Raw genomic sequence first — 21,087 nt, 5'->3', positions numbered from 1 at the left:
AGAGAAGTTCGAAGGGTCTTAGACCTCAGGCCACATTGACGCGCTGACCGGGCGGGGCTGCCTCAAGCCACGCGAGGAAACCGGTCAGCGCGTCTTCGCTCATCGCGAGTTCCAGGCGCGTGCCCCGGTGCAGACAGGCCAGGATCACATGGTCGGAGAGGAGCGCCAGCTCCTCCTCGCCCTCCGGGACCCGGCGGCCGGCCACCTCGATCGCGGACCGCTCCAGCACGCGGCGCGGGCGCGGCGAGTACGAGAAGACACGGAACCACTCGACGCGGTCGCCGTTGTACCGGGCCACCCCGTACGCCCAGCCCTTGCCGTTGGCGTCACTCTGCTCGGAGACGTCCCAGCGCAGGCTGGCGTCGAACGTGCCGCCCGAACGCTGGATGAGCCGGCGGCGCAGCCCGAAGACGAACAGGCCCACCACCACGAGGGCCACCACGATTCCGCACACAGTCAGAGCGAGGACCATCGACACCGACCTCCTCGTCTCCTAGGTAACGGAACGTAAAAAACACCCACATCCACCTCAGCCGCGGCCGGGTCCGGATCTCTCCGGTACCCAGCCGCGGCTGAGTGACGACTTCACACGGCGGGCGCGGTCAGCGCGCCGCCGTCGCAGCCCGCAGACGGACGTCCGCGCGGCGCTGGGCCTCCGCGTCGTCCTCCGCCTTCGCGCGCTCCAGCTCCCGCTCGGCGCGCTGGACGTCGATCTCGTCCGACAGCTCGGCGACTTCCGCCAGCAGCGAGAGCTTGTCGTCGGCGAACGAGATGAATCCGCCGTGCACCGCGGCGACGACCGTCCCGCCGTCGCTCGTGCGGATGGTCACCGGGCCCGACTCCAGCACACCGAGCAGCGGCTGGTGACCGGGCATGACGCCGATGTCGCCGGACGTGGTGCGCGCGACGACCAGGGTGGCCTGGCCGGACCAGACCTCACGGTCGGCCGCGACCAGCGCGACGTGCAGCTCAGCAGCCAAGGTGGCTCCTCGGGTCACCACCCGGCGGGAGTGCCGGGTGTTGGTTACAAGTCTAAGGGGCGTGACAGAGGGGGCGGGACGTTCCCCGCCCCCTCCGCCGTGAGCACGAGCTCACATCGAGCACGAGGCTCAGGAGACGCCGAGCTCCTTCGCGTTCTTCTTCAGGTCCTCGAGACCACCGCACATGAAGAACGCCTGCTCCGGGAAGTGGTCGTACTCGCCGTCGCAGATCGCGTTGAACGCGGCGATCGACTCGTCCAGCGGCACGTCCGAACCGTCCACGCCGGTGAACTGCTTGGCGGCGTGGGTGTTCTGGGACAGGAAGCGCTCCACGCGACGGGCACGGTGGACGACGAGCTTGTCCTCCTCGCCGAGCTCGTCGATACCGAGGATCGCGATGATGTCCTGCAGGTCCTTGTACTTCTGCAGGATGTTCTTCACGCGCATCGCGGCGTTGTAGTGGTCCGCCGAGATGTACCGCGGGTCGAGGATGCGGGACGTCGAGTCCAGCGGGTCCACGGCCGGGTAGATGCCCTTCTCGGAGATCGGACGGGAGAGCACCGTCGTCGCGTCGAGGTGGGCGAAGGTGGTGGCCGGGGCCGGGTCGGTCAGGTCGTCCGCGGGGACGTAGATCGCCTGCATCGAGGTGATCGAGTGACCACGGGTCGAGGTGATGCGCTCCTGGAGGATGCCCATCTCGTCGGCCAGGTTCGGCTGGTAGCCCACCGCGGAGGGCATACGGCCGAGCAGGGTCGACACCTCGGAACCGGCCTGGGTGAAGCGGAAGATGTTGTCGATGAAGAACAGCACGTCCTGCTTCTGGACGTCGCGGAAGTACTCCGCCATCGTCAGGCCGGCCAGGGCCACGCGCAGACGGGTGCCCGGGGGCTCGTCCATCTGGCCGAAGACCAGGGCGGTCTTGTCCAGAACGCCGGACTCTTCCATCTCCGCGATGAGGTCGTTGCCCTCACGGGTGCGCTCACCGACGCCCGCGAAGACGGAGACGCCCTCGTGGAGGTTGGCGACACGCATGATCATTTCCTGGATCAGCACGGTCTTGCCGACACCGGCGCCACCGAACAGACCGATCTTGCCGCCCTTGACGTACGGGGTGAGCAGGTCGACGACCTTCAGGCCCGTCTCGAACATCTCGGTCTTCGACTCGAGCTGGTCGAACGCGGGGGCCTTGCGGTGGATGGACCAGCGCTCGCCGTCGTGGACCTCGTCGCTGTTCAGCACCTCACCGAGGGTGTTGAACACCTTGCCCTTGGTGAAGTCGCCGACCGGGACGGTGATGCCCGCACCGGTGTCGACGACCGGGGCCTGGCGGACCAGGCCGTCCGTGGGCTGCATGGAGATGGCGCGGACCAGACCGTCACCCAGGTGCTGGGCGACCTCCAGGGTCAGCGTCTTCTTCTCGCCCGCGAGCGCCGGGTCGGCGACCTCGACGTGCAGGGCGTTGTAGATCTCCGGCATCGCGTCGACGGGGAACTCCACGTCGACGACCGGGCCGATGACCCGCGCGACGCGGCCAGTGGCCACGCCAGCAGGAGCGGTCGGCTCAACAGTGGTGGTCATTTGTCAGTCACTCCCCGCGGTCGCGTCGGCCAGGGCGCTGGCGCCACCGACGATCTCGCTGATTTCCTGGGTGATTTCGGCCTGGCGGGCCTGGTTGGCAAGCCGGGTGAGCGTCTCGATGAGCTCGCCGGCGTTGTCGGTGGCCGACTTCATCGCGCGCCGCGTGGCGGCGTGCTTGGAGGCGGCCGACTGGAGCAGCGCGTTGTAGATGCGGCTCTCCACGTAGCGCGGCAGCAGGGCGTCCAGGACGTCCTCCGCCGAGGGCTCGAAGTCGAACAGCGGGAGGATCTCGCCCTTGGGCTTGGCCTCCGCCTCGACCTCTTCGAGGCTGAGCGGCAGCAGCCGCGCCTCGATCGCCGTCTGCGTCATCATCGACACGAACTCGGTGTAGACGATGTGGAGCTCGTCCACGCCGCCCTCGGCCGTCTCCGTCTCGATGGCCTCGATCAGCGGTGCCGCGACCTTCTTGGCGTCCGCGTACGACGGGTCGTCGGTGAAGCCCGTGAACGACTCCGCGATCTTGCGCTCGCGGAAGTTGTAGTGGGCGACACCACGGCGGCCGACGATGAAGTTGACGACCTCCTTGCCCTCGGCCTCCAGCTTCGCCGTGAGCTTCTCCGCGGCCTTGATGGCGTTGGAGTTGAAGGCGCCGGCCAGACCGCGGTCGCTCGTGAGGAGCAGGACCGCGGCGCGGGTCGGGTTCTCCGGCTCGGTCGTCAGCGGGTGCTTGGTGTTGCTACCGGTGGCGACCGCCGTGACCGCCCGGGTGAGCTCGGTCGCGTACGGGGTGGAGGCCGCCACCTTGCGCTGCGCCTTGACGACGCGCGAGGCGGCGATCATCTCCATCGCCTTGGTGATCTTCTTGGTCGCGGTGACGGATCGGATGCGACGCTTGTAGACCCGGAGCTGGGCTCCCATGAGTCAGGTCCCTTCCGTCGTCACTTGCCGGCAGCCGGGGCGTCCTCGCCGAGCAGCTTGCCGTCGGAGGTCTCGAACTGCTTCTTGAACTCCGCGATGGCCTCGGCGACGGCCTGCAGGGTGTCGTCGGACATCTTGCCGCCCTCGCGGATGGAGGTCATCAGACCCTGCTCCTTGCGGTGCAGGTAGTCCAGCAGCTCCTTCTCGAAGCGGCGGATGTCGGCGACGGGGACGTCGTCCATCTTGCCGGTGGTGCCGGCCCAGACGGAGACGACCTGGTCCTCGGTGGCCATCGGCTGGTACTGCGGCTGCTTCAGCAGCTCGACCATGCGCTGACCGCGCTCCAGCTGCGCCTTCGACGCGGCGTCCAGGTCGGAACCGAAGGCGGCGAACGCCTCCAGCTCGCGGAACTGGGCGAGGTCCACGCGCAGACGACCGGAGACCTGCTTCATCGCCTTGTGCTGCGCGGAACCACCGACTCGGGAGACGGAGATACCGACGTTCAGCGCGGGGCGCTGACCGGCGTTGAACAGGTCCGACTCCAGGAAGCACTGGCCGTCGGTGATGGAGATGACGTTGGTCGGGATGAACGCCGAGACGTCGTTGGCCTTGGTCTCGACGATCGGCAGACCGGTCATCGAACCGGCGCCCATCTCGTCGGAGAGCTTGGCGCAGCGCTCCAGCAGGCGGGAGTGCAGGTAGAAGACGTCACCCGGGTAGGCCTCACGGCCCGGCGGGCGGCGCAGCAGCAGCGACACGGCGCGGTAGGCGTCGGCCTGCTTCGACAGGTCGTCGAAGATGATCAGGACGTGCTTGCCCTGGTACATCCAGTGCTGGCCGATGGCCGAACCGGTGTACGGCGCCAGGTACTTGAAGCCGGCCGGGTCGGACGCCGGGGCGGCGACGATGGTCGTGTACTCCAGCGCGCCGGCCTCCTCCAGAGCGCCGCGCACACCGGCGATCGTGGAGCCCTTCTGGCCGATGGCGACGTAGATGCAGCGGACCTGCTTGTTCGGGTCGCCCGTGCGCCAGTTGTCGCGCTGGTTGATGATCGTGTCGACGGCCAGGGCGGTCTTGCCGGTCTGACGGTCACCGATGATCAGCTGGCGCTGACCGCGGCCGATCGGGGTCATCGCGTCGACGGCCTTGTAGCCCGTCTCCATCGGCTCGTGCACCGACTTGCGGACCATGACGCCCGGGGCCTGCAGCTCCAGGGCGCGACGGTCTTCGGTCTCGATCTCGCCGAGGCCGTCGATCGGGTTGCCGAGGGGGTCCACCACGCGGCCGAGGTAGCCCTCGCCCACCGCGACGGAGAGAACCTCACCGGTGCGGGAGACCGGCTGACCCTCCTCGACGCCGCTGAACTCGCCGAGGACGATGGCACCGATCTCGCGCTCCTCGAGGTTGAGGGCGAGGCCGAGGGTGCCGTCCTCGAACTTCAGCAGCTCGTTGGCCATGGTCGAGGGCAGGCCCTCCACCTTCGCGATGCCGTCGCCGGCAAAGGTGACCGTACCGACCTCCTCGCGCGAGGCCGCGTCCGGCTTGTACGCCTGGACGAAGTTCTCCAGCGCGTCCCGGATCTCCTCCGGCCGGATCGTGAGCTCCGCCATCTGGGTTCCCTGCTCTCCTTGTTGGGCCCGAAGTTTCTTAGGGGGTCTGGGGGCGACCCCCAGGATTCTTCTGCACGGCCCAACCAGGGCCGTCGTAAGTACGTTGTGCCTATTGAGTTGCTGCTCAGCCGGCGAGCCGGCGGCTGGCGTCCTCGATGCGGTCCGCGAGGGAGCCGTTGATGACCTCGTCGCCGACCTGCACCCGGATCCCGCCGAGGACCTCCGGGTCCACGTCCAGGTTGAGGTGCATCGTGCGGCCGTAGAGCTTCGCGAGGGCGGCGCCCAGGCGCTGCTTCTGCGGGTCGCTCAGCGGCACCGCCGAGGTCACGGTGGCGACCATGCGGTCCCGCCGGTCGGCGGCGAGCTTGGACAGGGACTCCAGTCCCGACTCCAGGCTACGTCCCCGCGGCGCGGTCACAAGGCGCGTCACCAGACGCTCGGTGGCCGACTGGGCCCGGCCGCCCAGCAGGCTGCGCAGCAGCCCGCCCTTGGCGGAGGCCGTGGCCTTGCGGTCGGTCAGCGCGGCACGCAGCTCGGTGCTGCCGGAGACGATCCGGCCGAACCGGAAGAGCTCGTCCTCGACGTCGTCGAGCTTGCCGGCCTGCTGCGCGGCGGTGAGGTCGGCGGTGTTGGCCAGCTCCTCCAGCGCGTCCACCAGGTCGCGCGACTGCGACCAGCGGGAGCGCACCATGCCGGCCACCAGGTCCGCGGCCGGGCCGCTGACCTGGGCGCCGAGCAGGCGCTGGGCCAGCTCGGCCTTGGCCTCGCCGGCCTGCGCCGGGTCGGTGAGGACCCGACGCAGCGACACCTCGCGGTCGAGCAGCGCGGTGACGGCGGCCAGCTCGTCGGCGAGCGAGCCCGCGTCGACGGACGTGGAGTCCGTCAGCGCGTCGAGACGCTCTCGTGCGGCTGCCAGGGCCTCGCGGCTCGCTCCGTTCATCGGCCGGCCTCGGCCTTCTCCTCGAGCTCGTCGAGGAACCGGTCGATCACGCGGCTCTGGCGGGCGTGGTCCTCCAGGGACTCCCCGACGAGCTTGCCGGCCAGGTCGGTGGCGAGCTTGCCCACGTCCTGGCGCAGCGCGGACGCGGCGGCCTTGCGGTCGGCCTCGATCTGGGCGTGACCGGCGGCGACGATCTCCTCGCGCTGCCGCTGGCCCTCGGCCCGCATCTCGGCGATGAGGGCGGCACCCTGCTCCTGCGCCTCCTGGCGCAGACGCGCGGCCTCGTGCCGGGCCTCGGCGAGCTGTGCCTTGTACTGCTCAAGGACGCTCTGGGCCTCGACCTTCATGGTCTCGGCCTCTTCGATACCGCCTTCGATCGCCGCGCGGCGCTCCTCCAGAACCTTGTTGATGTTCGGAAGCAGCTTCTTCCAGAAGAAGAAGAACACGATGGCGAAGGCGATGGTGCCGACGAGCAGCTCGGGGCCCGGAGGAACGAGCGGGTTCTGCTCTTCCTCGGCCGCCAGCTGCACCAGGTTGGCGATCACATCAGTGCCTTTCGTCGAAACGTGTCGGTGAGCAGGAAATTACTGACCGAACACGAACGGCATAACGATGCCGATGAGGGCGAGCGCCTCACAGAAGGCGAAGCCCAGGATCTGGTTGGCACGGATCAGACCGGCGGCCTCGGGCTGACGGGCCAGGGCCTGGGTGCCGTTGCCGAAGATGATGCCGACGCCGATGCCGGGGCCGATGGCGGAGAGGCCGTAGCCGATGGAGCCGAGCGAACCGGAGACAGCGGCGAGGGTCTCAGTGGCAGCCATGCTGAATCTTCCTTCTCTTTCACGGACCGGCGGGGGTTGGCCACCGGACGTTCTTGGGATTTGCGGGGGCGGAGGGGCTCAGTGGTGCTCGGCCAGAGCGCCCTGGATGTACGTGCAGGCGAGGAGCACGAAGACGTACGCCTGGACGGCCTGCACGAAAAGCTCGAAGACGATCATGGCCATGGTCATCACGAAGGAGATACCGGCCGCCGGGATCATCCAGCTGTTGAGCAGGTACCAGGAGGCGACGGTGAACATGACCAGCATCAGGTGACCGGCGAACATGTTCGCGAACAGTCGGACGGCGTGGGTGAACGGCCGGACGAGCAGGTTCGAGAAGAACTCGATGATCATCACGAGCGGCAGCACCGGGCCGAGCGACTTGTCGTAGCCGGTGATGTTCTTGAAGAACCCGACGAAGCCGTGCCGCTTGAAGGTCAGCGAGACCCAGGTCACGTAGACGACCGCGGCGAGGACGGCCGGGTAGGCGATGACCGACGACACCGGGAACTGCGCCAGCGGGATCACGGACCAGATGTTCATGATCCAGATGAAGAAGAACAGCGAGACCATCAGGGGGACGTACTTCTCGCCCTCCTTCTTGCCGAGGGTCTCGTAGACGATGCCGCGGCGGACGAAGTCGTAGCCGGCCTCACCGACCATCTGCAGCTTGCCGGGCACCACCTTGGCCTTGCCGAAGGCCGCCCAGAAGAAGCCGATGACGAGGATGGTGGTGATGATGGCGAGCAGCATCACCTTGTTGAACTCGTACCCCCCGACCGTGGCGATCGGCTTGAAGAGGAACGAGTGCAGGCCCGGTGCCGGAAAACCACACCCGTCGGACATGATCCGACAGCTCCAGTCGAAGGCGAGCTGGGTCTGGTCAGCACTCACCGCGGGCTCCTTCGGTGTGACGCATAGGTACGGCAACCTCGTTGTGTCGGCGCGGCGCGCAGCCGCGGATCGGCACCGGACTGGTGTTACGGATGTGAGGGCGGCTGGGGGGCATCGAGCCTCGCGTTCGAGCAGGCGTCAGCTCAAATGCCCGCGCCCGCGATGCCGCAGTTGGCACCGGACGATAGCAGGAGTTCGTACTGCCCTTTATCGCGCCCCTACTCGTCACGACGACGACCCGGTCTTCTCGGGCTTCTCGCTCTTCTCGGAGTCCGGGTCGATGTAGAAGATCTTGGCCTTCATGTGCGCACGAGCCTGCGCAGCCATCCACACGACGGTCGCGACGACGAGCCCGATGGCGAACGCCTTCGCGTTGAAGAGAGAGGTGTCCTTGAAGAGGGCGACGAAGATCAGAAGAAGCAGCAGCTGGGCGACATAGAGCATCAGCCCCATGGCCTGGAACAACTGCGGGAGCGTTTTTGCCGTCCACTGGAGAACGTAGAGACCGATCCCCATGAAGAGGATGGCCAGCAGCGCGCCGACGGCGGCGCCGACGGCGCCCTTGCCTCCGGCCACCACGCCACTGACGGCGGCCGCGACCACACCGGCAGCGGCTGTGGGCACAGCGCACTGCAGAAGGTTCCGGGCGTCATTGGACGGCATGGCGGCAACTCCGCTTTCGCAGGGGGCAGGGGTGTCGTCATGGACGAGCGTAGTCCCGGGCTGAGTGGAGACCTCACACCGCTGGACCGTCGCACTGCGGTCCTTCGGCTCTATCCGGGGGGTTCTCGTGAACCGTATCACAAACTATTTGATGCAGTCTTTACCTGAAGGTGTGCGGACTCTCACACATGAGAGTGAATGTGCGCGTCTGAGCGTGAACACCGCCGAGATGTCTGGTATTGGGGCGCTTCGTACCCCCATCGGCACCCCACGACTTGGCAATGCTCTAGTCAGATTCTTACCTTGTCCCCGCCTTGCGCCGGTCGGCGGGCCGGGAACGGCCGCCGAGCGCGGTCGCCCCGTTGACACCGGCGACACCGGACGCCACGGGAGTGCGGCTCTCGGCTCCGGCCGGGACGGGCCGCTCCCCCGCGGACGCCGGGGTCGAGGCCTCCGGCGCGAGGGCGGTGACCGCGCCGCGGCGCCGGTAACGCGGCGGCACGAACCGCTCCATCCAGCGCGGGGTGCGCGGCGTGAAGCGCGGCAGCAGCAGCAGGACCAGTCCGATCGCGCTGAGGAACACCACCCCCAGCACGATCCACATGGACGCCGAGTTGACCGAGTAGGCGAGTGCGCCGAAGGCGATGAGCGCGGACCAGAAGTACATGATCAGCACCGCGCGGCTGTGCGAGTGGCCGATCTCCAGCAGTCGGTGGTGCAGGTGGCCGCGGTCGGCGGCGAACGGCGACTGACCGCGCCAGGTGCGGCGCACGATCGCCAGGATCAGGTCGGCGGCCGGCACCGCGATGATCGTCAGCGGCAGCAGCAGCGGGATGTAGACGGGGACCGTCTGGTGCACGGCCTCCTTCTCGGAGCCGACGTACAGGTTCAGCGCGTCCGGGTCGACCTGGCCGGTGACCGAGATCGCGCCGGCCGCCAGGACCAGGCCGATCAGCATCGAGCCCGAGTCGCCCATGAAGATCCGCGCCGGGTGCATGTTGTGCGGCAGGAAGCCCAGGCACATGCCCATCAGGATCGCCGAGAAGAGCGTGGCCGGGGCGGCGGCCTCGATGCCGTACGAGTACCAGATGCGGTAGGCGTACAGGAAGAACGCGGTGGCCGCGATGCAGACCATGCCGGCCGCGAGGCCGTCCAGACCGTCGACGAAGTTGACCGCGTTGATGGTGATGACGACCAGCGCGACCGTCAGCAGGGTGCCCTGCCACTGAGTGAGCGCCACCGAGCCGACACCCGGGATGGGCAGCCACAGGATCGTCAGACCCTGCACGACCATCACGCCGGCGGCGATCATCTGGCCGCCCAGCTTGATCAGGGCGTCGATCTCGAACTTGTCGTCCAGGACACCGATCAGCCAGATCAGGGCCGCCCCGGACAGCAGCGCCCGCGGTTCGTTCGACGTCTCGAAGACCTGGTTGAGGTTGGTCAGGTGGTCGGCGACCAGCAGGCCCGCGCACAGGCCGAAGAACATCGCGATACCGCCGAGCCGCGGAGTGGGTTCCCGGTGCACGTCACGTGCCCGGATCTCCGGCATCGCCCCGGCCACGATCGCGAACTTCCGTACCGGCCCTGTCAGCAGATACGTCACCGCGGCCGTGATGCAGAGCGTCAGCAGGTATTCACGCACGGGCTTCCCCACAGGTCTCGCAGGCCATCTCAGCTCCACACCCTAGCGATGCGCGCATATGGGTGGGGACTTCCGGGTAGCGACGATGGTTGCACGAGTGGCTGTGCACCCGGGTGCGCTCACCCCCGCTCAGCGGGGATACGGCGGAAACGCACCGGCCAGCTCCCGCACTTCTTCACGGGCTCCGGACGGTTCCGTCACACCCCGGAGCACTCCGGCGAGCAGCTTGGCGATCCGGGCCATCTCCGCCTCGCCCATGCCCTGCGTGGTGATCGCGGCCGTCCCGAGCCGCAGGCCCCGGACGTCGCCGTGCGGCAGGGCGCAGCAGTCCAGGACCAGGCCGGCGGCGGCGAGACGGCCGCGTGCGGTGCGCCCGTCGACGCCGAGCGGGGCCGGGTCGGCAGTGATCAGGTGGGTGTCCGTGCCCCCGGTGGTGACGGCCAGGCCCTCGGCGGCCAGCCGGGCCGCCAGCACCCGCGCATTCGCCACCACCTGATGGGCGTACGCGGCGAACGCCGGTGTTGCCGCCTCGCCGAACGCGACGGCCTTGGCGGCGACGGTGTGCATCTGCGCGCCGCCCTGGGTGAAAGGGAACACGGCCCGGTCGACCCGTTCGGCCAGGTCCGCCCGGCACAGGATCAGGCCGCCGCGCGGACCCCGCAGCACCTTGTGGGTGGTGCCGCAGACGATGTCCGCGTACGGCACCGGGCTGGGCGCCGCTCCCCCGGCCACCAGACCCATCGGGTGCGCGGCGTCCGCGATGAGGTAGGCGCCCACCTCGTCGGCGACCTCGCGGAAGAACGCGTAGTCGAAGTGCCGGGGGTAGGCGATCGAACCGCACACGATCGCCTTGGGCCGGCGCGTGCGGGCCAGGGTGCGCACCTGCTCGTGGTCGACGAGCCCGGACTCGGCCTCCACGCCGTAGCCGACGAAGTCGAACCAGCGGCCGGAGAAGTTCGCCGGGGAGCCGTGCGTGAGGTGGCCGCCGTGCGGCAGGCCCAGGGCGAGGACGGTGTCCCCCGGGCGCAGCAGGGCGGCGTAGGCGGCCAGCACCGCCGAAGAGCCCGAGTGGGACTGGACGTTGGCGTGGTCGGCGCCGAACAGGGCCCTGGCGCGGTCGACGGCGAGGCGTTCGGCGATGTCCACGATCTCGCAGCCGCCGTGGTGCCGTGCCCCCGGGTAGCCCTCGGCGTACTTGTTGGCGAGCGGTGAGCCGAGGGCGGCCAGCACGGCCGGGGAGCAGAAGTTCTCGGCGGCGATCAGCTGCAGCGTCGTCGCCTGCCGCTCCCGCTCGCCGAGCAGGACGTCGGCGAGCTCGGGGTCCTGGCGGCGCAGGACGTCGGCCTCGATGGCAGGGGTGACCGTCATGGTGGGCTCCGGGCGTCGACGGTGACGTACGACCAATGTAGGCCCGGGGCCCCCGGGGCGCTCGGCCGTTACGTCCGTGCGGGGACGCCGGTGAGCGCCGTGACGACCGGGTCGAGGGCCTGGTGTATCTCGTCCCCGATGGACCGGAAGAACGTCAGGGGCGCGCCGTACGGGTCGTAGACCTCGTCCGCCTCGGCGTTCGGGGCCAGCAGCCACCCGCGTAGCGCCGCCGCGGCGCGGACCAGGGCGCGGGCGCGACCCACCACGCCCTCCTCCAGGGGCGGCAGGGTCGCCGGGTCGATGGCCTTGACCAGGCGGGTGAACTCCTTGAGCGTGAAGGTCCGCAGGCCCGCCGAGTGGCCCATCGAGATGACCTGCGCGCGGTGGTCCCGGGTGGCGGTCAGCACCAGGTCGGCGCGGATCACGTGCTCGTCGAGGAGCTCGCGCCCGGTGAAGCCGGAGGCGTCCGCGCCGAAGTCGGCCAGGACGGTCTCCGCGTGGGCCTCCATGGGCGCGCCCTCGTGACCCCAGGTGCCCGCGCTCTCCACGATCAGGCCGCCGCCCAGGATGCCCAGCCGCTCCTGCACGAAATGGCGGGTCAGCCGCTCGGTGATGGGCGAGCGGCACACGTTGCCGGTGCTGACGTGGAGGATGCGGAAGCTGTCGCGCGGCAGTCCCACGAAGGTCGTCGTGATCTCCGCCGCGCTGTCCCCGTTGCCTATGCCACGCCCCTCAGGGGCCGTCAATTCGCCACCTCGAGGTCGGGTACGACCTTCCTCAGCTCGTCCGCCGAGAGCGCGCCGGCGCGCAGCAGCAGCGGCACCTCACGGGTCACGTCGACGATCGACGAGGGCACGTTGCCGGGCGTCGGGCCGCCGTCGAGGTAGACGGAGACGGAGTCGCCGAGCATCTCCTGCGCCGCGTCGCAGTTCTCCGGCGCCGGGTGGCCGGTGAGGTTGGCGGAGGACACGGCCATGGGGCCGACCTCGGTGAGCAGCTCGATGGCGACGGGGTGCAGCGGCATGCGCACGGCGACCGTGCCCCGGGTGTCGCCGAGGTCCCACTGCAGGGACGGCTGGTGCTTGGCGACGAGGGTCAGGGCGCCCGGCCAGAAGGCGTCGACGAGCTCCCAGGCCAGCTCCGAGAAGTCCGTGACGAGTCCGTGCAGGGTGTTCGGGGAGCCGATGAGGACGGGGGTGGGCATGTTGCGCCCGCGGCCCTTGGCCTGGAGCAGGTCGGTGACCGCCTCCGAGGAGAACGCGTCGGCGCCGATGCCGTACACCGTGTCCGTCGGCAGCACCACGAGTTCGCCACGGCGGACGGCGGACGCTGCCTCACGCAGACCGGTGACTCGGTCGGTCGCGTCGTTGGTGTCGTATCGCCGTGCCATCTTTAGCTGGCCTCCTCGTACACGTGCTGCTGGGATGAAGTCCGCGCGGTGCGCGGGATCCGCGAGGACCGCGGGGTGGCCCCGGTGCTCACGGCAGTGCCTTGCGGGCCGTGGCGAAGCGGGGGCGGTTGTTCAGGTCGGGGTGGTCGGCCGCGTCGGTCCAGCCGCGGTCCTCGGCGAAGATCCACGGCACCTGGCCGCCCTGGGTGTCGGCGTGCTCCACGACCACCACGCCGCCGGGGCGCAGCAGCCGGTGCGCGGTCCGCTCCAGGCCCCGGATGAGGTCCAGGCCGTCCTCACCGGAGAAGAGGGCCAGGTCGGGGTCGTAGTCCCGCGCCTCGGGAGCGACGTACTCCCACTCCGTGAGCGGGATGTACGGCGGGTTGGAGATGACCAGGTCGACCTGGCCGTCGAGGTCCGGGAAGGCCGTCAGGGCGTCGCCCTGGCGCAGCTCGACCCTGGACCCCTCCACGTTCTTGCGGGTCCACCGCAGGGCGTCCTCGGACAGCTCCACGGCGTACACGCGCGAGCGCGGGACCTCCTGGGCCAGGGCGAGCGCGATGGCGCCGGAGCCGGTGCACAGGTCGACGATGCACGGCTCGACGACGTCCATGGCCCGTACGGCGTCTATGGCCCAGCCGACCACGGACTCGGTCTCGGGCCGCGGCACGAACACCCCGGGGCCGACCTGGAGTTCCAGGTACCGGAAGTAGGCGTGACCGGTGATGTGCTGGAGCGGTTCGCGGGCCTCACGGCGGGCGATGACCTCCCAGTACCGGGCGTCGAAGTCGGAGTCCTTGACGGTGTGCAGCTCGCCGCGCTTGACGCCGTGCACGAACGCGGCGAGTTCCTCCGCGTCGGTACGCGGCGAGGGCACGCCGGCGTCGGCGAGCCGCTGGGTGGCCTGGGCCACCTCCGCGAGCAGCAGGTTCACGCAAGTCCTCCGAGTGTGCTCGTTCGTGCCTCAGGGGTGTCTCATGGGTCGAGCCGGGGTCGCGGCGTCTCAGCTAACCAGGTACCGCACCTCTCCTCCGGCCCGGCCCATGAGACACCCCCTACGCAGCCGCCAGCTTCGCCGCCGAGTCCGCGTCGACGCAGGCCTGGATGACCGCGTCGAGGTCGCCGTCCAGGACCTGGTCCAGGTTGTACGCCTTGAAGCCGACGCGGTGGTCCGAGATGCGGTTCTCCGGGAAGTTGTACGTGCGGATCTTCTCGGAGCGGTCGACCGTGCGGACCTGGCTGCGGCGGGCGTCGGCGGCCTCCCGCTCCGCTTCCTCCTGCGCCGCTGCGAGCAGCCTGGAGCGCAGGATACGCAGTGCCTGCTCCTTGTTCTGCAGCTGGCTCTTCTCGTTCTGGCAGGAGGCGACGACTCCGGTCGGCAGGTGCGTGATGCGCACGGCGGAGTCGGTGGTGTTGACGGACTGCCCGCCGGGACCGGAGGACCGGTAGACGTCGATGCGCAGGTCGTTGGGGTTGATCTCGACGTCGACCTCCTCCGCCTCGGGCGTGACGAGCACACCGGCCGCGGAGGTGTGGATGCGGCCCTGGGACTCGGTCGCGGGCACGCGCTGCACGCGGTGCACGCCGCCCTCGTACTTCAGCCGGGCCCACACGCCCTGTCCGGGCTCGGTGGCGCCCTGGCCGCCCTTGGTCTTCACGGCGACCTGGACGTCCTTGTAGCCGCCCAGCTCGGACTCGGTGGCGTCGATGATCTCGGTCTTCCAGCCGACGCGCTCGGCGTAGCGCAGGTACATGCGCAGCAGGTCGCCCGCGAAGAGAGCGGACTCGTCGCCGCCGGCGCCCGCCTTGATCTCGAGGATGACGTCCTTGTCGTCGCTGGGGTCGCGCGGGACGAGGAGGAGGCGCAGCTTCTCCGTCAGCTCCTCCTGCTGCTTCTCCAGCTCCTTGACCTCGGCCGCGAAATCGGGGTCGTCGGCGGCGAATTCGCGCGCGGTCTCGATGTCGTCGCCCGTCTGCTTCCAGGAGCGGTACGTCGCGACGATCGGGGTGAGCTCGGCGTACCGCTTGTTCAGCTTGCGCGCGTTGGCCTGGTCGGCGTGGACCGACGGGTCGGCGAGCTTCTTCTCCAGGTCGGCGTGCTCGGCGACGAGTTCCTCGACGGCCTCGAACATCTTGGGGCTCCTGTGTACGGACGGGGGTGAAGGGGCGGGCGACCAAAAACGCCGGTCCCGGCGCGCCCCTCGGTGGGGGCACTGCCGTGGACCGGCGAAATGGGGCTCGCTACTTCTTGGAGCCGGCGGCCTTGCCGAAGCGGGCCTCGAAGCGGGCCACACGGCCACCGGTGTCGAGGATCTTCTGCTTGCCCGTGTAGAACGGGTGGCACTCGGAGCACACGTCGGCCCGGATGGTGCCGGACTCGATGGTGCTGCGCGTGGTGAACGACGCGCCGCAGGTGCAGCTGACCTGCGTCTCGACGTACTCGGGGTGGATGTCGCGCTTCAAGGTGTCTCCTAGGTTTCGGGAGGGCGCCGGGTCGCCGCCGCGGGGTGCGGGGGCGTGAACCGGAGCCGACGTACCAGTCTGCCAGGACTGGGGCCATCCCCCAAAACCGGGGGTTGCGGTGATCTATTCCCCGCGGGCCGGTGGGGGCGTTCGCGCAGTTCCCCGCGCCCCCTGGGGACGTGCCCCTCAGGGGGCGTTCACGACGCCCTTGGCCTCGCCGGTCGCCGTGTCCTTCGTCGCGCTCTCCGGGATCGGCCGGTCGTTCGCCAGGGCCCTCCAGATCTGGTCGGCCTTCTTCTCCTGGAGGAGGACGCGGTTGGGGTCGGCGGGGTCGTAGACGACCGGCATCGTCACCATGTGCATGTGGGACGGGCTGATGCCCCGCAGGCCGCCGGCGAAGGAGGCGAGCTTGTTGACCGAGCCGAGGTCGGAGTCGGTCGTCACCGTCTTGGTCGCGGTCTCCGCGAGGTCGAGCAGCTTCTTGGGGTTGGTGAAGACGCCGACGTCCTTGACCTGACTGACCAGGGCCTTGATGAAGGCCTGCTGGAGCTGGATGCGGCCGAGGTCGGAGCCGTCGCCCACGCCGTGCCGGGTGCGGACCAGGCCGAGGGCCTGCTCGCCGTCGAGTCTGTGGGTGCCGGCCTTCAGCTTCAGGTGGCTGTCGGGGTCGTCGATGCTCTTGGTCGTGGTGATCTCGACGCCGCCGAGGTCGTCGATGAGCTTCTGGAAGCCGGCGAAGTCGACCTCCAGGTAGTGGTCCATGCGCAGGTCGGTGATGGACTCGACGGTCTTCACGGCGCAGGCGGCGCCGCCGGTGGAGTACGCGGAGTTGAACATCGCGTTGCGCGCGGCCGGGTGCTCGTTGCCCTGGGTGTCCGTGCAGGCGGGCCGGTCGATGAGGGTGTCGCGCGGGATGGAGACCACGCTGGCCTTCTTGTGGCCCTTGTAGAGGTGGACGATCATCGCCGTGTCGGAGCGGGCGCTGCCGTCGTCGGTGCCGCCGCCGAGCTTCTTGTTGCTGCCGGAGCGCGTGTCCGAGCCGAGGACCAGGATGTTCTCGGAGCCGTTGTCGGCCGCCTGGGGGCGGTCGGTGCCGAGGGCCTGGTCGATGTCGACGCTCTTGAGGTTGCCGTTGAGCTTGAAGTACACGTAGCCCATGCCGGCGCCGCCCAGGACGACGATGCCCGCGGCGGTCCACGCCGTGACGATCAGGCCCTTGTGGCGCTTGCGGGGGGCGCGGCGGCGGCCCTTTCCGCGGTGACGCGATCCCTTGGTGCCGGTCTCGCCCGGTATACCCGGATCCGGCGTGCTCTCGGCAGCCATGTGCTCCTCAGCTCGTCTACGGTCGGTTACCCCCTGCGGTCAGTGCCAGGCGTGGCCGGCCGGAACCCTTCCTCGCACCATCGTCGCTCCGCCTGGTCAGACGGGGAAACCCGGGAAAGGGTTGCACAACGGACTGTGCCCACCGCGTGCGGCGGTGGGCACAGTGTGGGGCCGGTGGGGCCGGAGGGAACCGGCTCACCTGCTGTTTCAGCCGAAGATGTCGTACTGCTTGAAGTCGGTGGCGACGGACTTCCTTGTGGCGAAGATCTCGCTGGTCGCCTTGCCGGTGCCCGCGTACAGGTAGAGCGTGCCGCCGGGGGTGCGGGCCAGGAAGTCGGCCTTGCCGTCGCCGGTCATGTCACCGATGGCGTCGAAGGCGTTGTACGTGGTGCTGCTCCAGGTGCGCACCTTGACGCGGCCGGAGAACGCCCCGGTGCCGGACTTGCCGGTGCCCTTGTACAGGTAGATCGTGCCGCCGGTCTTGCTGCGGGCGATCAGGTCGGTCTTGCCGTCGCCGGTGAAGTCGCCCTTGCCGCGCACGGAGTTGTACTGGTTCCAGCCGGTGCCGACCTTCACGCGCGGGGCGAAGGTGCCGTTGCCCTTGCCGGGGTAGATCCACATGGCGCCGGCGGAGTCGACCGAGAGCAGGTCGGGCAGGTAGTCGCCGGTGACGTCACCGGGGGTGATGATGCGGGTGCGGCTCGCCCAGTTGTCGGCGATCTGCTTGGTGGCCCAGGTGCCGCTGGAGATCACGTAGTGGGTCCAGTAGACGTCGCCCGTGGAGCTGACCCGGTAGACCAGGTCCTGGTAGCCGTCGCGGTCGAGGTCGGTCTGCAGGACGACGTTGACGCCGTTCCAGTTGCCCCAGGACTCGCGGGCGGCCAGGGAGGTGCCGTTGGAGTTCTTGGAGTAGCCGGTCTTGGTGGAGGCGTTGCGCACCCACACGTCGGCCCGGTGGTCGCCGTTGATGTTGGTGTCGTCGACCCGCGGGTAGGTGGCGCCGACGTAGGTGCTGACCTTGCTGAAGACGCTGTAGGCGCCCTTGGCGACGCAGTCGGTCACGCCCCAGGACACGACACCGACGATCCGGTTGTTGACGACCAGGGGGCCGCCGGAGTCGCCGTTGCAGGCGGTGGTGGTGCCGCTGTCACTGCCGGAGGCGGGCTTGCCCGCGCAGACCATGTGGCCCTTGACGAAGTCCGCGCCGTACGCGGCCGAGCAGGTCGCGTCGGACTGGATGGGCAGCGTGGCCGTCTTCAGAGTCTCGGAGATGTCGTCGCTGGTGGAGCTGGTGCGGCCCCAGCCATAGACCTTGGCGCTGGTGCCGGTCGCGTACGAGGTGGTGTCACCGGACGTCGTCATGCGGATCGGCGTGGCCTTGACCGGGACGGGCAGGGTGAGCACCGCGATGTCGTTGTCGATGGTCGTCGCGCTGTACGACGGGTGGCTCCACTGCCGCCAGACGCCGGTGACGGTGCCGCCGTGCAGGTCGGTGCCGTCCGCCGAGGGGAGCTGGGAGGTGCCGGTGACGATGGCGCCGTTGCCGTGCCAGTCGTAGCCCTTGACGCAGTGCGCGGCGGTGAGGATCTTCGTCGGCGCGACGACGGCGCCTCCGCAGAAGAAGCCGATGTCGTCGCCGGTGCTGGAGGTGCCCCGGTCGTCGTAGTAGTGGAGCTGGGCCATCCACGGCGCCGAGGTGATGGTGGTCTGGCTGCCACCGATGATCTTCGCGTCGACGCTGCCGGTGACGGAGCCCGCGCTGAGCGAGGTCTTGCTCGTCCGGCCGGCGACGTCGTCGCCGGCCATGGCGCCCGCGACGCGCTGCTCCAGTTCGGCGAGCGACGGCGAGCCGGCCACGGCGGGCTTGACGGCGGGCTGCGGCAGCGGGGTGGCCGCGCCGGCCGACGTCGTCAGCAGCGCGGCGGCCACGGCGGCGGCCACACCGGCCGCGGCGACGGGCAGTGCGATACGTATCCGGCGTCTGTGCCGGCCGCCCCCGGGCATGGATCTACCCACGAATGTCCCCCCTCGGGATCACAGGTTCGAAGAGAGCGTGATCCTACCTGTACATGAACATCACAAAGGGCCGCCCCCCTCGCGGGGAGCGGCCCTGTGCGCGGTGACTGCCTCAGTCGCCGTTGCCCGGCGTCGGCGTCGTCTTCTGGATCTGCATCAGGAACTCGACGTTCGACTTCGTCTGCTTCATCTTGTCGAGGAGCAGCTCGATGGCCTGCTGCTGGTCGAGCGCGTGCAGCACCCGGCGCAGCTTCCAGACGACCGCGAGCTCCTCGTTGCCGAGCAGGATCTCCTCCTTGCGGGTGCCGGACGCGTCGACGTCCACCGCCGGGAAGATGCGCTTGTCGGCGAGCTTCCGGTCGAGCTTGAGCTCCATGTTGCCGGTGCCCTTGAACTCCTCGAAGATCACCTCGTCCATGCGGGAGCCGGTGTCGACGAGCGCGGTGGCGAGGATGGTCAGCGAGCCGCCGTCCTCGATGTTGCGCGCGGCACCGAAGAACCGCTTCGGCGGGTACAGGGCGGTCGAGTCGACACCACCGGACAGGATGCGGCCGGAGGCGGGCGCGGCGAGGTTGTACGCACGGCCCAGACGCGTGATCGAGTCGAGCAGCACGACCACGTCGTGACCCAGCTCCACCAGGCGCTTGGCGCGCTCGATGGCGAGCTCGGCGACCGTGGTGTGGTCCTCCGCCGGGCGGTCGAAGGTCGAGGAGATGACCTCGCCCTTCACCGACCGCTGCATGTCGGTGACCTCTTCCGGACGCTCGTCGACGAGGACGACCATCAGGTGGCACTCGGGGTTGTTGTGCGTGATCGCATTGGCGATCGCCTGCATGATCATGGTCTTGCCGGTCTTCGGCGGGGCCACGATCAGACCGCGCTGGCCCTTACCGATCGGCGACACGAGGTCGATGATGCGGGTGGTGAGCACGCCCGGGTCCGTCTCCAGACGGAGGCGGTCCTGCGGGTACAGCGGGGTGAGCTTGTTGAACTCCGGGCGGCCGCGGCCGTGTTCGGGGGCCATGCCGTTGACGGAGTCGAGGCGCACCAGCGCGTTGAACTTCTCGCGTCGCTCGCCTTCCTTCGGCTGGCGGACCGCACCGGTGATGTGGTCGCCCTTGCGCAGGCCGTTCTTGCGGACCTGGGCGAGGGAGACGTACACGTCGTTCGGGCCGGGCAGGTAGCCGGAGGTCCGGATGAACGCGTAGTTGTCGAGGATGTCGAGGATGCCCGCGACGGGGATCAGGACGTCGTCCTCGTTGATCTGCGGCTCGGTGGCCATGTCGTCGCGGCCGCGACGGCCCCGGCGGTCGCGGTAGCGCCCGCGACGGCCGCGCCGGCCGCCCTCGAAGTCGTCGTCGTCCTGCTGGCCGCGGTCCTGACGGCCGCCGCCGCCCTGCTGGTTCTGCTGCTGGCCGCGGTCCTGGCGGCCGCCGCCCTGCTGGTCGTCGCCCTTGCCGCCGCGGCGGTCGCGGTCACGCCCGCCGCGGTCCCGGTCACGGTCGCGGTCGCGGTCGCGGTCACGACGGTCGCGGCGACGGCCCTCGCCGCCGTCGGCGTCGGACTTGGCGTCGTTGCCCTGGTTGCCCTGGGACTGCTGCTGCGCCGGCGTCTCGGCCCTGGGCTCGTTCTTCGCCTCGGCGGCGACCGTCTCCGGAGCGGAAGCGGGGGATCCGGCCTCGGCGGTGGCGCGGCGACGGCGGCGCTCGGAGGGAGCGTCGTCAGACGCCGGCTGCCCGGGGATCTCGATCTGCTGCTGGGCCGTGGCCTTCTCGGCCTTCTCCGCGGGGGCCTCGGGGGCCTCCTTCGCGTCGGCCTTCTGCTCGGCCTTGTCGCCGTTGTCGCCCGTACGGGTCCGCGAGGTGGCGCGTCGCTTGGGCTTGGTGTCGGCGGTGGCGTCGGCCTTCGCGGCCGGAGCGGCGCCGCCGGACGCCTGCGCCTCCTTGATGACCTCGATCAGCTGGCTCTTGCGCATGCGCGCGGTGCCCCTGATGCCGAGGCCGGATGCGACCTGCTGCAGCTCGGCCAGCACCATGCCCTCGAGGCCGGTACCGCGGCGCCGCCGGGAGCCGGCACCGGTGGCAGGCGCGGAGGCGTCCGTGGCGGGCGCGGCAGCGGTCTCCTCGACACGTGCGCCCATCAGATCGGTGGTGTCGCTCACGAAGGGTCCTTCCCTGGAGCGGACGTCGGCCTGTCTGGCTCGGCGACCGGTTGTGCTGTCCGGCTTCGGTCCGTGTGGTGTGAACCGTGCCGGGGCGGTGGTCCGCCTAAGCGGCGGAGGAATCTGGTGATGGCGCTTCCTTGAGCCGTGGCACCCAGTGTCAGTGTCACGTGGCGTGGTCGCACCGGTTCCGGAGCGTGCCCTGTGCGCCGCTCAGTGTCCTTGTACGGCGTACGGTCCGACGTACGGAACACAGTGCGGCTTGGGGGGCTCCCGGAAGAATGTCTGTCCCGGACGGGGACACGAGGCACCTCGCC

20 protein-coding genes are annotated in these 21,087 nt (G+C 69.7%); all 20 read right to left on the bottom strand.

Going from position 1 to position 21,087, the window contains the following annotated elements; all coding sequences use genetic code 11:
• Nucleotides 1–25 precede the first annotated feature (25 nt).
• On the bottom strand, nt 26–472 hold the full coding sequence (locus ACIGAQ_RS23670; protein WP_311679363.1) for a DUF2550 domain-containing protein: 447 nt from the start codon (nt 470–472) through the stop codon (nt 26–28).
• A gap of 130 nt (nt 473–602) precedes the next feature.
• On the bottom strand, nt 603–980 hold the full coding sequence (locus ACIGAQ_RS23665; RefSeq protein WP_094055913.1) for a F0F1 ATP synthase subunit epsilon: 378 nt from the start codon (nt 978–980) through the stop codon (nt 603–605).
• 129 nt (nt 981–1,109) lie between these two features.
• Nucleotides 1,110–2,558 (bottom strand): F0F1 ATP synthase subunit beta, encoded by a 1,449-nt coding sequence (atpD, locus tag ACIGAQ_RS23660; protein ID WP_311679364.1) that lies wholly within the window; start codon nt 2,556–2,558, stop codon nt 1,110–1,112.
• Nucleotides 2,559–2,561: 3 nt separating this feature from the next.
• Nucleotides 2,562–3,476, bottom strand: coding sequence for a F0F1 ATP synthase subunit gamma (locus ACIGAQ_RS23655; RefSeq protein WP_094055915.1), 915 nt, complete (start codon nt 3,474–3,476; stop codon nt 2,562–2,564).
• 20 nt (nt 3,477–3,496) lie between these two features.
• The gene (gene atpA, locus ACIGAQ_RS23650) at nt 3,497–5,086 is read right to left on the bottom strand and encodes a F0F1 ATP synthase subunit alpha (RefSeq protein WP_311679365.1); all 1,590 of its coding nucleotides are present in this window, start codon (nt 5,084–5,086) and stop codon (nt 3,497–3,499) included.
• Between the two features lie 124 nt (nt 5,087–5,210).
• Nucleotides 5,211–6,026 carry a F0F1 ATP synthase subunit delta gene (locus ACIGAQ_RS23645; RefSeq protein WP_311679366.1) on the bottom strand — a complete coding sequence of 272 codons (816 nt, stop codon included), beginning with the start codon at nt 6,024–6,026 and terminating at the stop codon, nt 5,211–5,213.
• Nucleotides 6,023–6,571, bottom strand: a complete 549-nt coding sequence (locus ACIGAQ_RS23640; RefSeq protein ID WP_031117488.1) for a F0F1 ATP synthase subunit B — start codon at nt 6,569–6,571, stop codon at nt 6,023–6,025. The genes ACIGAQ_RS23645 and ACIGAQ_RS23640 overlap by 4 nt, the downstream gene beginning before the upstream one ends.
• Nucleotides 6,572–6,610: 39 nt before the next feature.
• Nucleotides 6,611–6,847: an ATP synthase subunit C gene (locus tag ACIGAQ_RS23635; RefSeq protein WP_010040161.1), complete on the bottom strand. Its 237-nt coding sequence runs from the start codon at nt 6,845–6,847 to the stop codon at nt 6,611–6,613.
• Between the two features lie 78 nt (nt 6,848–6,925).
• Nucleotides 6,926–7,693, bottom strand: a complete 768-nt coding sequence (gene atpB / locus ACIGAQ_RS23630; protein WP_094055975.1) for a F0F1 ATP synthase subunit A — start codon at nt 7,691–7,693, stop codon at nt 6,926–6,928.
• Nucleotides 7,694–7,966: 273 nt separating this feature from the next.
• Nucleotides 7,967–8,404 (bottom strand): hypothetical protein, encoded by a 438-nt coding sequence (locus ACIGAQ_RS23625; RefSeq protein WP_086852631.1) that lies wholly within the window; start codon nt 8,402–8,404, stop codon nt 7,967–7,969.
• 298 nt (nt 8,405–8,702) lie between these two features.
• Nucleotides 8,703–10,049 (bottom strand): MraY family glycosyltransferase, encoded by a 1,347-nt coding sequence (locus ACIGAQ_RS23620; protein WP_311679367.1) that lies wholly within the window; start codon nt 10,047–10,049, stop codon nt 8,703–8,705.
• 129 nt (nt 10,050–10,178) lie between these two features.
• Nucleotides 10,179–11,417, bottom strand: a complete 1,239-nt coding sequence (gene glyA / locus ACIGAQ_RS23615) for a serine hydroxymethyltransferase (protein ID WP_311679368.1) — start codon at nt 11,415–11,417, stop codon at nt 10,179–10,181.
• A gap of 68 nt (nt 11,418–11,485) precedes the next feature.
• On the bottom strand, nt 11,486–12,163 hold the full coding sequence (locus tag ACIGAQ_RS23610; protein WP_311679369.1) for a protein-tyrosine-phosphatase: 678 nt from the start codon (nt 12,161–12,163) through the stop codon (nt 11,486–11,488).
• Nucleotides 12,160–12,807, bottom strand: coding sequence for an L-threonylcarbamoyladenylate synthase (locus ACIGAQ_RS23605; RefSeq protein WP_311679370.1), 648 nt, complete (start codon nt 12,805–12,807; stop codon nt 12,160–12,162). Before ACIGAQ_RS23605 ends, ACIGAQ_RS23610 begins: the two co-directional genes overlap by 4 nt.
• A gap of 88 nt (nt 12,808–12,895) precedes the next feature.
• On the bottom strand, nt 12,896–13,741 hold the full coding sequence (gene prmC, locus ACIGAQ_RS23600; protein WP_094055922.1) for a peptide chain release factor N(5)-glutamine methyltransferase: 846 nt from the start codon (nt 13,739–13,741) through the stop codon (nt 12,896–12,898).
• Between the two features lie 121 nt (nt 13,742–13,862).
• Nucleotides 13,863–14,939, bottom strand: a complete 1,077-nt coding sequence (gene prfA / locus ACIGAQ_RS23595; protein WP_311679371.1) for a peptide chain release factor 1 — start codon at nt 14,937–14,939, stop codon at nt 13,863–13,865.
• Between the two features lie 109 nt (nt 14,940–15,048).
• The gene (rpmE, locus tag ACIGAQ_RS23590) at nt 15,049–15,270 is read right to left on the bottom strand and encodes a 50S ribosomal protein L31 (RefSeq protein WP_003992975.1); all 222 of its coding nucleotides are present in this window, start codon (nt 15,268–15,270) and stop codon (nt 15,049–15,051) included.
• A gap of 186 nt (nt 15,271–15,456) precedes the next feature.
• A complete protein-coding gene (locus ACIGAQ_RS23585; protein ID WP_399785728.1) occupies nt 15,457–16,593 on the bottom strand; it encodes an LCP family protein in 1,137 nt (378 codons plus the stop codon).
• A gap of 207 nt (nt 16,594–16,800) precedes the next feature.
• Nucleotides 16,801–18,597 carry a trypsin-like serine protease gene (locus tag ACIGAQ_RS23580; RefSeq protein WP_399785930.1) on the bottom strand — a complete coding sequence of 599 codons (1,797 nt, stop codon included), beginning with the start codon at nt 18,595–18,597 and terminating at the stop codon, nt 16,801–16,803.
• Nucleotides 18,598–18,721: 124 nt separating this feature from the next.
• Nucleotides 18,722–20,770, bottom strand: a complete 2,049-nt coding sequence (gene rho / locus ACIGAQ_RS23575; protein WP_399785725.1) for a transcription termination factor Rho — start codon at nt 20,768–20,770, stop codon at nt 18,722–18,724.
• Nucleotides 20,771–21,087 lie beyond the last annotated feature (317 nt).

The organism is Streptomyces sp. NPDC085932, from assembly GCF_044540525.1.
GTDB lineage: Bacteria > Actinomycetota > Actinomycetes > Streptomycetales > Streptomycetaceae > Streptomyces > Streptomyces levis.
The sequence above is the reverse complement of the archived record's forward strand: the minus strand, read 5'-3'. Positions and strand labels throughout refer to the sequence as shown.

Excerpts from the sequence above, each read along its gene's own strand:
- ACIGAQ_RS23670 (WP_311679363.1), bottom strand. The coding sequence starts at position 472 with ATGGTCCTCGCTCTGACTGTGTGCGGAATCGTGGTGGCCCTCGTGGTG.
- atpD (WP_311679364.1), bottom strand. The coding sequence starts at position 2,558 with ATGACCACCACTGTTGAGCCGACCGCTCCTGCTGGCGTGGCCACTGGC.
- ACIGAQ_RS23655 (WP_094055915.1), bottom strand. The coding sequence starts at position 3,476 with ATGGGAGCCCAGCTCCGGGTCTACAAGCGTCGCATCCGATCCGTCACC.
- atpA (WP_311679365.1), bottom strand. The coding sequence starts at position 5,086 with ATGGCGGAGCTCACGATCCGGCCGGAGGAGATCCGGGACGCGCTGGAG.
- ACIGAQ_RS23645 (WP_311679366.1), bottom strand. The coding sequence starts at position 6,026 with ATGAACGGAGCGAGCCGCGAGGCCCTGGCAGCCGCACGAGAGCGTCTC.
- ACIGAQ_RS23635 (WP_010040161.1), bottom strand. The coding sequence starts at position 6,847 with ATGGCTGCCACTGAGACCCTCGCCGCTGTCTCCGGTTCGCTCGGCTCC.
- atpB (WP_094055975.1), bottom strand. The coding sequence starts at position 7,693 with ATGTCCGACGGGTGTGGTTTTCCGGCACCGGGCCTGCACTCGTTCCTC.
- ACIGAQ_RS23625 (WP_086852631.1), bottom strand. The coding sequence starts at position 8,404 with ATGCCGTCCAATGACGCCCGGAACCTTCTGCAGTGCGCTGTGCCCACA.
- glyA (WP_311679368.1), bottom strand. The coding sequence starts at position 11,417 with ATGACGGTCACCCCTGCCATCGAGGCCGACGTCCTGCGCCGCCAGGAC.
- ACIGAQ_RS23605 (WP_311679370.1), bottom strand. The coding sequence starts at position 12,807 with ATGGCACGGCGATACGACACCAACGACGCGACCGACCGAGTCACCGGT.
- prfA (WP_311679371.1), bottom strand. The coding sequence starts at position 14,939 with ATGTTCGAGGCCGTCGAGGAACTCGTCGCCGAGCACGCCGACCTGGAG.
- ACIGAQ_RS23585 (WP_399785728.1), bottom strand. The coding sequence starts at position 16,593 with ATGGCTGCCGAGAGCACGCCGGATCCGGGTATACCGGGCGAGACCGGC.
- ACIGAQ_RS23580 (WP_399785930.1), bottom strand. The coding sequence starts at position 18,597 with ATGCCCGGGGGCGGCCGGCACAGACGCCGGATACGTATCGCACTGCCC.